The following is a 13,540-nucleotide window of genomic DNA, read 5'->3' as shown; positions in this document are numbered from 1 at the left end:
GAAGGGACGCGGGGGAAAGCCCCGCGCCGAGATACAGATGGGCTCACAGGATCTAGCGGCCGCTTTTCTGAACGGCACCAATTCGGTCTTCATCGAAGGGCTGTACGAGAAATATCTCGCCGATCCGTCTTCCGTGGATCCAAGCTGGTCGGAATTCTTCGGCAGCCTCGGCGACGACCTCGAAACCATCGAACGGGCGACCGGCGGTGCAAGCTGGGGCGCAAGGAACGGCGCGCTGACGGCGGATGATCCCTACGAGATCCTGGGACCGGCGATCAAGGCCGGTGCCCAGGCGATCGAGAAGGGCGGCTCGGCGGATTCCGATGAAGCCCGGGCCGCGACGCTCGACAGCCTGCGTGCCCTGATGATGATCCGCGCCTATCGCGTGCGCGGACATCTGAAGGCCAATCTGGATCCGCTTGGACTGGACAAGCCGCAGCCGCATCCGGAACTCGATCCGAAGACCTACGGCTTCGACGAAGCTGACATGGACCGCCCGATCTTTCTCGACAATGTGCTGGGCATGGAAATGGCCACCATGAACGAGATCATCGAGGTGGTGCAGAAGGTCTATTGCGGCACGCTGGCCGTCGAGTACATGCACATCCAGTCTCCGGAACAGAAGTCCTGGATCCAGCACCGCATGGAAGGCCCCGACAAGGATGTGACCTTCACCCTGATGGGCAAGAAGGCGATCCTGAACAAGATCACCGAAGCCGAGGGCATCGAAAGCTTCCTGAACGTCAAGTACACCGGCACCAAGCGGTTCGGGCTGGACGGTGGCGAGGCCCTGATGCCGGCCATGGAGGCGATCATCAAGCGCGGCGGCCAGCTGGGCGTGCAGGAAATCATCCTGGGCATGCCGCATCGCGGCCGCCTGAACGTGCTGACCAACGTGATGGGCAAGCCCTTCCGCGCGATCTTCTCGGAGTTTCAGGGCAATGCCGCCAAGCCCGACGACGTTCAGGGGTCGGGCGATGTGAAATATCACCTCGGCACCTCGCTGGACCGGGAATTCGACGGCAACAAGGTTCACCTGTCGCTGACCGCGAACCCGTCGCACCTGGAGGCGGTCGATCCGGTGGTTCTGGGCAAGGCACGTGCGAAGATCCGCCAGCTCGGTCCGGACAGCTCGCACAAGGTTCTGCCCCTGCTGCTGCACGGCGACGCCGCCTTCGCGGGGCAGGGCATGGTCGCGGAATGCTTCGGCCTTTCCGGACTGAAGGGCTATGCGGTGGGCGGCACGATCCACATCATCGTCAACAATCAGATTGGTTTCACGACCAGTCCGAAATATTCGCGTTCCTCACCCTATCCGTCGGATGTCGGCAAGATGGTCGCCGCACCGATCCTGCACGTGAACGGCGACGATCCCGAGGCCGTCGTGCACGCCGCCAAGATCGCGACCGAGTTCCGCCAGGAGTTCGGCGTCGATGTGGTGCTGGACATGTTCTGCTATCGCCGCCATGGCCACAACGAAGGTGACGAGCCGTCGTTCACCCAGCCGCAGATGTACCGCAAGATCGCCTCGCATCCGACCACACGGCAGATCTACGCGCGTGCGCTGGTCGAGGAAGGCGTGCTGAAGGAAGACGAGCCCGACGAGATGGTGTCCGGCTTCCGCGAATTTCTGGAAGAGGAGTTCGAGGCGGGCAATTCCTACAGGCCCAACAAGGCCGACTGGCTGGAAGGCCGCTGGTCCGGTCTGGGCGTGGCGCCGCTGGGCGACCGTCGGGGCGAAACGGCTGTCCCGATGGAGAAGCTTAAGGAGATCGGCGCCCGGCTGACCCATATTCCCGACGACTTCAATGCACATCGCACCATCAAGCGTCAGATGGCGGCGAAGCAAAAGATGTTCGAGACCGGTGAGGGCATCGACTGGGCAACCGCCGAGGCGCTGGCTTTCGGCGCGCTGGTCATGGAAAAGGTTCCCGTGCGGCTCTCCGGCCAGGACTCCGGCCGCGGCACCTTCAGCCAGCGGCATTCGGTGCTGGTCGATCAGAATTCCGAAGAACGCTACATCCCGCTGGCCAATGTCTCGGACGACCAGGCCCCCTACGAAGTCATCGATTCGATGCTGTCGGAAGCGGCGGTTCTGGGCTTCGAATACGGCTTCAGCCTGGCCGAACCGAACGCGCTGGTGCTCTGGGAGGCGCAGTTCGGCGATTTTGCCAATGGCGCGCAGGTCATCATCGACCAGTTCCTGTCCAACGGTGAGGCCAAGTGGCTCAGGATGAGCGGGCTCGTCATGCTGCTGCCGCACGGGTTCGAGGGGCAGGGGCCGGAACACAGTTCGGCCCGGCTGGAGCGTTATCTGCAGCTTTGCGCCGAAGACAACATGCAGGTCGCCAACTGTTCGACGCCGGCAAACTACTTCCACATTCTGCGGCGTCAGATTCACCGTGAGTTCCGCAAGCCGCTGATCCTGATGACGCCAAAGTCGCTGTTGCGGCACAAGGGCTGCGTCTCGACGCTGGACGACATGGCGACCGGGTCGTCCTTCCATCGCGTGCTCTATGAAAACACCCTGCCGAGCGACAAGAAGAAGGCCAAACGCCTGATCCTCTGTTCCGGCAAGGTCTTCTACGACCTGTATGACAAGCGCGAGGAACTGGGTGCCGACGATGTGCACATCCTGCGCATCGAGCAGCTGTATCCCTACCCCACCGAAGCGCTGGTCGAGGAACTGAAGCCCTACGCGCATGTCGACAAGGTGATCTGGTGTCAGGAAGAACCCAAGAACATGGGGGCCTGGCTGTTCGTCCAGAACTGGCTTGAGGCCTGTTTCCGGATGGCCGAGATGAAGAAGGTGAAACGGCCGCTGTACGCCGGACGTCCGCCGAGTGCGTCGCCCGCCACCGGTCTGAACAGCATCCACAAGAAAGAGCAGGACATCCTGTGCTGCAAGGCGCTGACCGGCGATGCCGCAGTGCTGACCAGGCAGGAATTCTGAGCGCACGAATCCGAATTACCCCCTAGAAAAAGGGCGAGACATGGCTGTCGAAATCAAGGTGCCCACCATGGGCGAATCCATCTCCGAAGCGACCGTCGGGCAATGGTTCAAGGCGGCGGGCGATGCCGTGGCCATCGATGATCCGCTTTGCGAACTGGAAACCGACAAGGTGACGCTGGAGGTCAATGCGACCGCAGCCGGCGCGCTGGCCGAGATCATCGCCGAGGAAGGTGCCACCGTCGAGGTCGGCGCGCTGCTCTGCACGATCGAGGAAGGGGCGGAAGGCAAGAAATCCGAAACTGCGCCGAAGAAGTCCGAAGACGCGCCCGCGAAGGAAGAGAAGAAGCCCGACGCGGAGAAGAAGGATGCCTCGAAACCCAAGGCCGACGAGAAGCCGAAGGCGCAGCCGCAGCCGGACGCGCCGGTCATGGATTCCGCGAAGGCGCTGGCCGATGACAAGGGCGTCAGCCTTTCCGGCATTGCCGGCACCGGCAAGGATGGCCGTATCACCCGCGCCGATGTCGCCGCCGCCATCGCCGAGGGACGCGCGAAGAAGGCCGAACGCCAGGGCACCGCTTCGTCGGCCCCGGTCGATGTGCCGGGTTCCGACGGCCCGCGCCCCGAGGAGGATCGCGAGGAGCGCGTGCGCATGTCGCGCCTGCGCCAGACCATTGCCAGGCGGCTCAAGGAAGCGCAGAACACCGCCGCCATGCTGACCACCTTCAACGAGGTGGACATGACCGAGGTCATGGCGTTGCGTTCGACCTACAAGGAAGCGTTCGAGAAGAAGCACGGTGCGCGTCTGGGCTTCATGGGCTTCTTCGTGAAGGCCTGCATCGCCGGCCTGCAGGAACTGCCTGCGGTCAATGCCGAGATCGACGGAACCGACATCATCTACAAGAACTACTACCATATCGGTGTCGCCGTCGGCACACCCAACGGGCTGGTGGTGCCGGTGGTGCGCGATGCGGACCAGAAGTCCATCGCCGGGATCGAAAGCACGATCAACGATCTGGGCACGCGCGCCCGGGACGGGAAGCTGGGACTGGATGACCTGCAGGGCGGGACCTTCACGATCTCGAACGGCGGTGTCTACGGTTCGCTGATGTCGACGCCGATTCTGAACCCGCCGCAGTCCGGCATCCTGGGCATGCACAAGATCCAGAAGCGTCCGATGGAAGTGAACGGCGAGATCAAGCTGCGGCCGATGATGTATCTGGCGCTGTCGTACGACCATCGCATCATCGATGGCCGGGAGGCCGTGCTGTTCTTGGTGAAGGTCAAGGAAGCGCTGGAAGACCCGCGCCGCCTGATCCTCGACCTTTGAGATGAGTTCGCAGTGCGTTGACGCCTCTCGTGGTGTCGCCCCGGCCTTGCGCCGGGGTCTGGTAGCCGCAGTGCTCCCGTAAACGCCATAACCGGATCCCGGCACAAGGCCGGGATGACAACAAGGAGTGTCAGGTGCGACCAGCAGGCATCTGAACTGGAAATGGGAAGCGACCATGTCTGATGAAAATCGCTACGACCTTGTCATCATCGGCGGCGGGCCGGGCGGCTATGTTGCCGCCATCCGCGCCGCACAGAACGGTCTGAAGGTCGCCTGTGTCGAGAAGCGCGGGCGGCTGGGCGGTACGTGCCTTAACGTCGGATGCATTCCGTCGAAGGCCCTGCTGCAGAGTTCGCACCTCTATGAAGAGGCCGGGACGCATTTCGCCGACCACGGCATCAAGGCGACGCCGAAGCTGGACCTGAAGACCATGCTGGGCCGCAAGGACGAGGTCGTCACCACCCTGACCGACGGCATCGAGGGGCTCTTCAAGAAGAACAAGGTCGAATACATCACCGGCACGGGCAAGATCGTCGACGGCGAAACTGTCGAGGTTGCACCGGGCGGCCGCAAGAAGAAGCAGACACTGAAGACCGACACCATCCTGATCGCGACTGGCTCGGATGTGGCCAACATCCCCAATGTCGAGATCGACGAGAAACAGATCATCTCGTCCACCGGCGCGCTGGATCTGAAGAAGGTGCCGAAAAGCCTGATCGTCATTGGCGGCGGCTATATCGGGCTGGAGCTTGGCTCGGTCTGGCGGCGTCTGGGTGCCGAGGTGACCGTCGTCGAATTCCTGGATCGCATCATGCCCGGCATGGACGGCGAGGTTTCCAAACGCAGCAAGGTGATCTTCGACAAGCAGGGCATCAGCTTCAGGATGGGCACCAAGGTCACCGGCGCGGAGAAGCAGAAGACCCAGGTCAAGCTGACCGTCGAGCCTGCCAAGGGCGGTGACGAGGAAACGCTGACCGCCGAGGTCGTGCTGGTGTCCGTCGGCCGCCGGCCCTACACGGACGGGCTGGGGCTGGAGAATGTCGGCATCGAGACTGAACGCGGATTCATCGAGGTCAACGAACACTTCCAGACCTCCGCGCCGAACATCTTCGCCATCGGCGACGTGATCCCCGGACCGATGCTGGCCCACAAGGCCGAACACGAGGGCGTCGTCGTCGCCGACTATCTGGCCGGCGAGCCGGGTCACATCAACTATGATCACGTGCCGGGCGTGGTCTACACCTGGCCCGAGATCGCCTCGATCGGCAAGACCGAGGAGCAGCTGAAGGAAGCCGGCACCGCCTATAATTCGGGCAAGTTCCCGTTTTCAGCCAACAGCCGTGCCCGCTCCATCGGTGAGAAGGACGGCATGGTCAAGATCCTGGCCGACAAGGAAACCGACCGCGTGCTGGGCGTCCACATCATCGGACCCGATGCGGGCAACCTGATCCACGAGGCGCTGGCCGCGATGGAACTGGGCGCGACCGCGACCGAGATCAGCCACATGTGCCACGCGCACCCGACCCTGAACGAGGCGGTCAAGGAAGCGGCGCTGGCCGTGCACAAACGCACGATCAACATGTAGCTGCCGACAGATAGCTGCGGACCGGGGGCATTCGTCTTTTGATGCACCAGCCGGATCCCCGCGCAAGGCGGGGATGACCGCATGAGTTCCATTGCCGGTTCGGGGACACCTGACCACCGATCGCATCCGACGTGGCGTACATGCCGATCGGCCCCCGGAACGTGCCCGAATCCAGATCCGGCACCAGTGGCGCAAGCGTGGATGACCCGATGCAGGGCCAGGCAGATGCGCGCTCCACAAGGGGGCGAGCGCTCGCAACGGGCCGCCGCCGGCGTCAGGCGTAGGGCACGGCCACCTTGCCGATCTTCTCACGGGCGATGATCATCTTCTGGATCTGCGCCGTGCCATCGCCGATCTGCAGACCCATGATGTCGCGCAGGCGCTGCTGGTGCGGCAGGCTCTTGTCGTAGCCGGAATGGCCGTGCAGCAGCAGGCACTGATGCACGCTCTCGAAGGCGGTCTGCGGCGCGAACCACTTGCACATGGCGGCTTCCGCCGTGTGCTTCATGCCCTGATCGCGCAGCCAGAGCGTCTGGTAGCAGAGCAGTTCCGCCGCCCGCAGCTTGGTCTCGGCCACGGCCAGCGGTTCGGTCACGCCCTGATATTTCGCGATGGGGTGTCCGAAGGCCTCGCGCTGCTGCACCCATTCCCAGGTTTCCTCGACCGAGGCCTTGGCGCAGCCGATCACCTGCAGTCCGATCAGGGCGCGGGAATAGTCGAAACCGGCCATCACTTCCTTGAAGCCCGCGCCTTCGGCACCAAGGCGCTGGTCGTCTCCGACCTTCACATTGTCGAAAAAGACGGAGCCGCGTCCCACGGCAACGCCGCCGGCGTCGTCGAAGGTCGATGTGCTGACGCCATCCGCGTTCATCGGCACCAGAAAGCCGGTCACGCCACGCGCGCCGTCCGCCTCGCCGCTGGTGCGCGCCATGGCGATGATCCAGTCAGCCTGTGCCGCGCAGGAGATCGAGGTCTTCTCGCCGTTCAGCACATAGCCCGAATTAGTGCGCTCGGCCTTGCAGGTCAGGTTCGCCGCGTCCGATCCGCCGCGCGGCTCGGTCAGGCCCAGGGCGATGATCTCCTCGCCCGAGATGATCTTCGGCAGACAGGCATTCTTCAGATCCGGCGTCGCATGCTGCGAGACGATATAGCCGAGCAGCGACGTCAGCAGCGGCACATAGGACACGCTCAGGTCGCCCCAGCCGATCTGCTCGATCAGCATGCCGGCGGTGACGCTGTCGATATCGGATCCGCCATAGTCCGACGGCAGGTCGGCACCCAGCAATCCGAGGGCGCCCATGTCGGTCAGCAGCCCGTCCTCGAACCGGCCTTCGCGCTCACGGTCCTGATAGCGCGGCAACAGCTTCTCGGCGGCAAACCGCCGTGCCGTGTCGCGGAACGCCTGCTGTTCCTCGTTGAATCCGAATTCCATGTGCCTGTCCTCCCCTGAACGGGCAGGAGACTACAGCCGCTTGGCGACCTCTTCCAGCATGACCTCCGACGCGCCGCCGCCGATCGACATCACGCGGGCGTCGCGATACATGCGCTCCACCGGGTTCTCGCGCATGAAGCCCATGCCGCCGAAGAACTGGGTGCATTCATACAGCACCCTGTTGACCATCTCGCCCGTCAGCGCCTTCACCATTGACACCTCGCGGACGCAGTCCTCGCCCTTCGCATCCAGCCAGGCCGCGTGCCAGACCAGTTGCCGTGCGGCCTCCACCTCCGACGCGGCCCTGGCCAGGCGCTGGCGGATCGCACCCTTCTCCCACAGCGGTGCGCCGAAGGCGGTGCGCTGTTTCACCCAGTCCAGGGTCTGCTCGATGCCTTCCATGGCCATGCCGACCGACGCCGCGCCCAGGGTCAGTCGTTCGTTCTGGAAATTGTCCATGATGGCGTAGAAGCCCCGGTTCTCGGTGCCCAGCAGGGCGTCGCCCGGCAGCTTCGCATCCTCGAACACCAGTTCGGCCGTATCGGATGATCGCCAGCCGGTCTTGTCCAGCGTGCGCGCCACCTCGAAACCCGGTGTGTCGCGCTCGACGATGAAGATGGAGATGCCGCGGCTGCCCTTGACCGACGTGTCGGTCTTGGCACCGACGAACAGCACGTCGGCGGTCGCCCCGTTGGTGATGAAGATCTTCCGCCCGTTCAGCCGCCAGCCGTTGCCGTCGCGCACCGCCTTCGTCTGTATGCCGGCGACATCCGACCCGGCACCGGGTTCCGAAACCGCGACGGCAGTCAGGATGTTGCCCGCGACGATGTCGGGCATGTAGCGATCCTTCTGTTCATCCGTGCCGTAGCGGTCGAGATGGGGCGAGGCCATGTCGGTGTGCACCGAAACCATCGCGTGGAAGCCGCCGAAGGTGGAGCGGCCCAGTTCCTCGTGCAATGCGACGGTCGCCAGCGTGTCCATGTCCGAACCGCCGTATTTCTCGTCGTAGCGAATGCCGAGCATCCCCAGATCGCCCAGCTTCTTCAGCACCGACTTCGGTGACCGGCCGGCATCCTCCCAGGCATCGCCCTGCGGCTTCACTTCATCGGCGACGAACCGCCGGACGGTGTCGCGCAGCATGCCGACTTCCTCGGTCATCTGGATCGGATCGCGAAATATCATGGTCAGTCCCTCCCCGGACCTTCTGCGGGCATCACCGAATCACCCGCGTGCGATTCGGTGATGCCCGCTTGAAAATGCTCGTTTGTTCGCATCCGTTCGCACAAACGGATTCAAACCTGTTCTCATCCTGAAGCCTTCGGCGCGCGGGGCAGACCCGTTTCGTTTCAGTGTCCGCCAACCGTCTCGCCATCGTGACCCCGGTTCGGGCATACTCTCCGCCGGGAGACGTTGGGAGGCAAGAGATGCTCGATTTCGATGCCGTGCTGAAGCGGTTCACGGACGCGGTGGAAGCAAACGACGGGGAGGGGCTGGGGGCCCTGTTCGCCGAGGATGGCACCTATCACGACTATATCTACGGCGCGTTCACGGGGCGCGAGTCCATCGGCCGCATGCTGAACAGCCACTTCTGGGGCGATGCAAAAGATTTCAGATGGCAGATGATCGACCCCGTCTGCGACGGCAGGATCGGCTATGCCCGCTACTATTTCAGCTTCGAATCGACCATGCCGGCCTATGCGGGCAATCACGTGCTACTGGAAGGCACGTCGATCTTCGAATTCGACGATGACGGCCTGATCCGCACCTACAGGGAGACCGCGAACGGCGCGGCGGCCATGGTTCAACTGGGCATCCCGCCTGAACTGATGCAGTCCAAGAGCCGGAAGTGGGCGCGGGAGTTGCGCAACCGACCGGATGCCGCATCGCATACAGAAGGACAAACTGCCATGGACCGCGATGAAACGTGATCGCGAATGCCGCACTTGAATGCGGGCGTTGCGACATTATCGCCCCTGTGGCCCGCTGGCGTTGGCCGGTAGGTTCCGGCACAGTTATAAGAACATGCGCGGGCTGTGAATCTCGGCACGCACTGAAACTATCTGACTTGAGATCGGAACGAAAATCATGCGGCTGATTCTCGCTATTGCGGCGTTCATGACGATATCTGCTCCGGCGTTCGCCGAGCTTGGACAAGGGGCACCCTGGGGCCTGGGCATGCAGGATTCTGCCTCTCCCCTGATGCAGGAGATGATCGACTTTCACGATATCCTGCTGGTGATCATCACGGCCATCACCCTGTTCGTGCTGGGCCTGCTCATCTGGGTGATGGTGCGCTTCAGCGAAAAGCGGAACCCCACGCCATCGAAGACCAGCCACAACACCTTTATCGAGGTCGTCTGGACGGTGGTCCCGATCCTGATCCTGCTGGTGATCGCCATTCCGTCGTTCAAGCTGCTGATCAACACGCACGAGGTCGATGACGCCGAGATGACCCTGAAGGCCACGGGCTATCAGTGGTACTGGGGCTATGAGTATCCCGATCACGGCGGTTTTTCCTTCGAGGCAATCATGAAGGAAGAGAGTGAACTTGCCGAAGGCGAACCGCGGTTGCTGGCGACGGACAATGCGGTGGTTCTGCCGGTTCAGACCAAGATCCGCGTGATCGTCACGGCTGCGGACGTGGGGCACAGCTGGGCGCTGCCCGCCACCGGCGGCAAGGTCGACGGCTGGCCCGGTCACCTGAACGAACTGCCCATCTATTTCGAGAAAACCGGCATGTACTACGGCCAGTGCTCGGAACTGTGCGGGCGCAATCACGGCTTCATGCCCATCATGGTGAAGGTCGTGAGCAAGGATGAATTCGCTGCCTGGGTCGAGACGGCCAAGGTGGAATTCGGTGCGGCGGAAAGCGACGTCAAAGTCGCCAACGCCTCGCGCCGTTAATCAGAGCAGCAGGAGGCAGCGGAATGAGCTATCTCGGTAAGTCAGTCGATTCGCACGGCAACCCGAAGGGCTGGAAGCGGTACGTCTATTCGACGAACCACAAGGACATCGGCACGATGTACCTGATCTTCGCGATCATCGCGGGGATCATCGGCGGCGCCATGTCGATGCTGATGCGCATGGAGCTTCAGGATCCGGGCAACGGCATCCTGGGCGGCGACCACCACCTGTTCAACGTGCTGATCACGGGTCACGGTCTGATCATGATCTTCTTCATGGTCATGCCCGCGCTGATCGGCGGGTTCGGCAACTGGTTCGTGCCGCTGATGATCGGTGCGCCGGACATGGCGTTCCCGCGCATGAACAACATCTCGTTCTGGCTGCTGCCGCCGGCCCTGCTGCTGCTGCTGATCTCGACCATGGTGCCGGGACCGGCGGGCGGCGACGGCGTGGGTGCCGGCTGGGTGATCTATCCGCCGCTCTCGGCGAACACGGGCCACCCCGGCATGGCGATGGATTTCGCGATCCTCTCGCTGCACATCGCCGGTGCGTCGTCCATTCTGGGCGCGGTCAACTTCATCACCACCATCTTCAACATGCGCGCGCCGGGCATGACCATGCACCGCATGCCGCTGTTCGCATGGTCGGTGCTGGTGACGGCGTTCCTGCTGCTGCTGTCGCTGCCGGTTCTGGCCGGTGCCATCACCATGCTGCTGACGGACCGCAACTTCGGCACCGCGTTCTTCGATGCCGCCGGCGGCGGCGATCCGATCCTGTTCCAGCACCTGTTCTGGTTCTTCGGCCATCCGGAAGTCTACATCCTGATCCTGCCGGCCTTCGGCATCATCAGCCATGTCGTCTCGACCTTCTCCAAGAAGCCGGTGTTCGGTTATCTGGGCATGGCCTATGCCATGGTCGCGATCGGCGTGGTCGGTTTCATCGTCTGGGCGCACCACATGTACACGGTGGGGCTCAGCCTGGATGCGCGCGCCTATTTCACGGCGGCGACCATGGTCATCGCGGTGCCGACGGGTGTGAAGATCTTCTCGTGGATCGCCACCATGTGGGGCGGTTCCATCAGTCTCCGGACTCCGATGATCTGGGCCATCGGCTTCATCTTTCTGTTCACGCTGGGTGGCGTGACGGGTGTGGTGCTCGCCAATGCCGGCCTGGATAACTACATGCACGACACCTACTACGTCGTGGCCCATTTCCATTACGTGCTGTCCATGGGGGCCGTGTTCGCGATCTTCGCGGCCTGGTACTACTGGTTCCCGAAAATGACGGGCTACATGTACTCGGAATTCATCGGCAAGCTGCACTTCTGGGTCACCTTCATCGGTGTGAACCTGCTGTTCTTCCCGCAGCACTTCCTGGGCCTCCAGGGGATGCCGCGGCGTATTCCGGACTATCCGGACGTCTATGCGGGCTGGAACGAGGTCTCTTCCTACGGTGCCTACCTCGCCGGGTTCGCGGTGCTGGTGTTCCTCTACGGCGTCATCGAGGCCTTCATGAAGAAGCGCGTCGTCGGCGACAATCCGTGGGGCGAAGGTGCGACCACGCTGGAATGGAAGCTGCCGTCACCGCCGCCGTTCCATCAGTACGAGGACCTGCCTGCCGTGACCGAACGGCAGCAGGGCTGAGCAGGGCCGGGTACAGACAGATGAGCGACATCACTTTCTCAGCCGAACGGGATGTGCCCCGCACGCAGGACGCGCGTGCGGGAGACTATCTCGCATTGCTGAAACCGCGGGTGATGTCGCTTGTCGTGTTCACCAGCCTGATCGGACTGCTGGCCGCGCCGGGCAGCATTCACCCGGCCACCGCGATCATCGCCGTGATCTGCATTGCGGTCGGTGCCGGCGCTTCCGGTGCCATCAACATGTGGTTCGACGCGGACATCGACGCCGCCATGAGCCGCACGATCAACCGTCCGGTCCCGTCCGGCCGCGTCACCGCCGGCGACGCGCTGGCGTTTGGCCTGTTCCTGTCGGTCGCTTCGGTGCTGACCATGGGGCTTCTGGTCAACCTTGCGGCGGCCGGACTGCTGGCGTTCACCATCTTCTTCTACGCCGTGGTCTATACGATGTGGCTGAAGCGTCTGACGCCGCAGAACATCGTGATTGGCGGCGCGGCGGGGGCTTTCCCGCCGGTGATCGGCTGGGCTGCCGTCACGGGCAGTCTTCTCTCGCTGGAAGCCTGGACGCTGTTCGCGATCATCTTCGTCTGGACTCCGCCGCATTTCTGGGCGCTGGCGCTGTTCCGCAACGAGGACTATGCGCGTGTCGGGGTGCCGATGCTGCCGGTGGTGGCCGGTGAACCCGCGACGCGGCGCCAGATACTGGTCTATTCCCTGATTCTGGTGCCGGTCACCCTGCTGCCCTACGCGCTCGGGTTTGCCGCCGAACTCTACCTCGCTGGCGCGGCGCTGTCGGGCGGCCTGTTCGTTGCGCTGGCTCTCGCGGTCCATCGCGATACCCAGGGTGAGTTCCGCAATGCCCGCCGCCTGTTCGGCTTCTCTATTCTGTACCTGTTCCTGCTGTTCGCCCTGCTGGGGATCGAGCATCTGGGAGGGCTCGTCTGATGGATCAGATGACGCCGCTGACGCCCGAGGAGGCGCGCCGCCGGAAGGGCCGCAACATCGCGGTCGCGGTGGCGCTGATCAGCTTTGTGGTGATCGTCTTCGCCGGCTCGGTGGCGAAGATGAGCGAAGGCAATATTCCCGTCCTCAACAACACGATCGGGAACTGACGCCATGCCTGCCAATCGCCGCATCGTGATCTCATGCCTTGCCATCGTCGTGCTGATGACGGGGATGAGCTTCGCCGCCGTGCCGCTCTACGATCTGTTCTGCCGTGTCACCGGCTACGGCGGCACGACCCAGCAGGCCGACGGCGCCTCGGACGTTCTGGGCGACACGACGGTCGCGGTGACCTTCGATGCGTCGCTGCACCGCGAGATGCCCTGGCAGTTCAAGCCGCTGCAGTCGCGTATCGAACTGCGTACCGGCGAAACGGCGATGGCGTTCTACCGGGCGACCAATCTGAGTGACCGGCCCGTGACCGGCACGGCGACCTTCAATGTCTCGCCGCAGAAGGCCGGAATCTATTTCAACAAGATCGAATGTTTCTGTTTCACGGAACAGACGCTGCAACCCGGGCAGTCGGTCGACATGCCGGTGCAGTTCTTTGTCGATCCGGAGATCGAGAAAGACACCAATACGGACGAGGTGCGGACGATCACGCTCTCGTACACGTTTTTCGAAGCGCAATCCGAGGGTGGAGAGCGGAATGTCAAGGTCAGCGCCGTAGCGGACGGCGCGACGTCAAGGGAGTGAGA

The 13,540-nt window shown here is 63.2% G+C and carries 11 protein-coding genes; 9 read left to right on the top strand and 2 right to left on the bottom strand.

Annotated elements, in window-relative coordinates:
- Positions 1-37: 37 nt before the first annotated feature.
- From ACN0X7_RS04155 to lpdA, 3 genes are all read left to right on the top strand, one after another.
- Complete coding sequence (locus tag ACN0X7_RS04155) at positions 38-2,953, top strand: 2-oxoglutarate dehydrogenase E1 component (RefSeq protein ID WP_417514412.1); 2,916 nt, start codon at positions 38-40, stop codon at positions 2,951-2,953.
- A 40-nt stretch (positions 2,954-2,993) separates the two neighbouring features.
- Entirely contained in the window at positions 2,994-4,280 is a 1,287-nt protein-coding gene (gene odhB / locus ACN0X7_RS04150; protein ID WP_417514410.1) for a 2-oxoglutarate dehydrogenase complex dihydrolipoyllysine-residue succinyltransferase, read from the top strand.
- A 175-nt stretch (positions 4,281-4,455) separates the two neighbouring features.
- Positions 4,456-5,865 (top strand): dihydrolipoyl dehydrogenase, encoded by a 1,410-nt coding sequence (gene lpdA / locus ACN0X7_RS04145; RefSeq protein WP_417514408.1) that lies wholly within the window; start codon positions 4,456-4,458, stop codon positions 5,863-5,865.
- A gap of 274 nt (positions 5,866-6,139) precedes the next feature.
- On the opposite strand, the gene ACN0X7_RS04140 is transcribed toward lpdA, so the two are convergent.
- Together ACN0X7_RS04140 and ACN0X7_RS04135 are read right to left on the bottom strand one after the other, a co-directional pair.
- Positions 6,140-7,297 carry an acyl-CoA dehydrogenase family protein gene (locus ACN0X7_RS04140; protein ID WP_417514406.1) on the bottom strand — a complete coding sequence of 386 codons (1,158 nt, stop codon included), beginning with the start codon at positions 7,295-7,297 and terminating at the stop codon, positions 6,140-6,142.
- A gap of 30 nt (positions 7,298-7,327) precedes the next feature.
- Positions 7,328-8,479: an acyl-CoA dehydrogenase family protein gene (locus tag ACN0X7_RS04135; protein ID WP_417514405.1), complete on the bottom strand. Its 1,152-nt coding sequence runs from the start codon at positions 8,477-8,479 to the stop codon at positions 7,328-7,330.
- Between the two features lie 242 nt (positions 8,480-8,721).
- Between ACN0X7_RS04135 and ACN0X7_RS04130 the strand changes: the two genes are divergently transcribed.
- From ACN0X7_RS04130 to ACN0X7_RS04105, 6 genes are all read left to right on the top strand, one after another.
- Entirely contained in the window at positions 8,722-9,225 is a 504-nt protein-coding gene (locus ACN0X7_RS04130) for a nuclear transport factor 2 family protein (RefSeq protein WP_417514403.1), read from the top strand.
- A gap of 157 nt (positions 9,226-9,382) precedes the next feature.
- Positions 9,383-10,201: a cytochrome c oxidase subunit II gene (gene coxB, locus ACN0X7_RS04125; protein ID WP_417514401.1), complete on the top strand. Its 819-nt coding sequence runs from the start codon at positions 9,383-9,385 to the stop codon at positions 10,199-10,201.
- 23 nt (positions 10,202-10,224) lie between these two features.
- Entirely contained in the window at positions 10,225-11,844 is a 1,620-nt protein-coding gene (gene ctaD, locus ACN0X7_RS04120) for a cytochrome c oxidase subunit I (protein ID WP_417514399.1), read from the top strand.
- Positions 11,845-11,864: 20 nt separating this feature from the next.
- Positions 11,865-12,785, top strand: coding sequence for a heme o synthase (locus ACN0X7_RS04115; RefSeq protein ID WP_417514397.1), 921 nt, complete (start codon positions 11,865-11,867; stop codon positions 12,783-12,785).
- Positions 12,785-12,952: a hypothetical protein gene (locus tag ACN0X7_RS04110; RefSeq protein WP_417514395.1), complete on the top strand. Its 168-nt coding sequence runs from the start codon at positions 12,785-12,787 to the stop codon at positions 12,950-12,952. The genes ACN0X7_RS04115 and ACN0X7_RS04110 overlap by 1 nt, the downstream gene beginning before the upstream one ends.
- 4 nt (positions 12,953-12,956) lie before the next feature.
- Positions 12,957-13,538, top strand: a complete 582-nt coding sequence (locus tag ACN0X7_RS04105) for a cytochrome c oxidase assembly protein (protein WP_417514393.1) — start codon at positions 12,957-12,959, stop codon at positions 13,536-13,538.
- The last annotated feature ends 2 nt before the right edge of the window (positions 13,539-13,540 follow it).

It is taken from the genome of Minwuia sp. (genome assembly GCF_048263705.1).
Lineage (GTDB): Bacteria > Pseudomonadota > Alphaproteobacteria > Minwuiales > Minwuiaceae > Minwuia.
The sequence above is the reverse complement of the archived record's forward strand: the minus strand, read 5'-3'. Positions and strand labels throughout refer to the sequence as shown.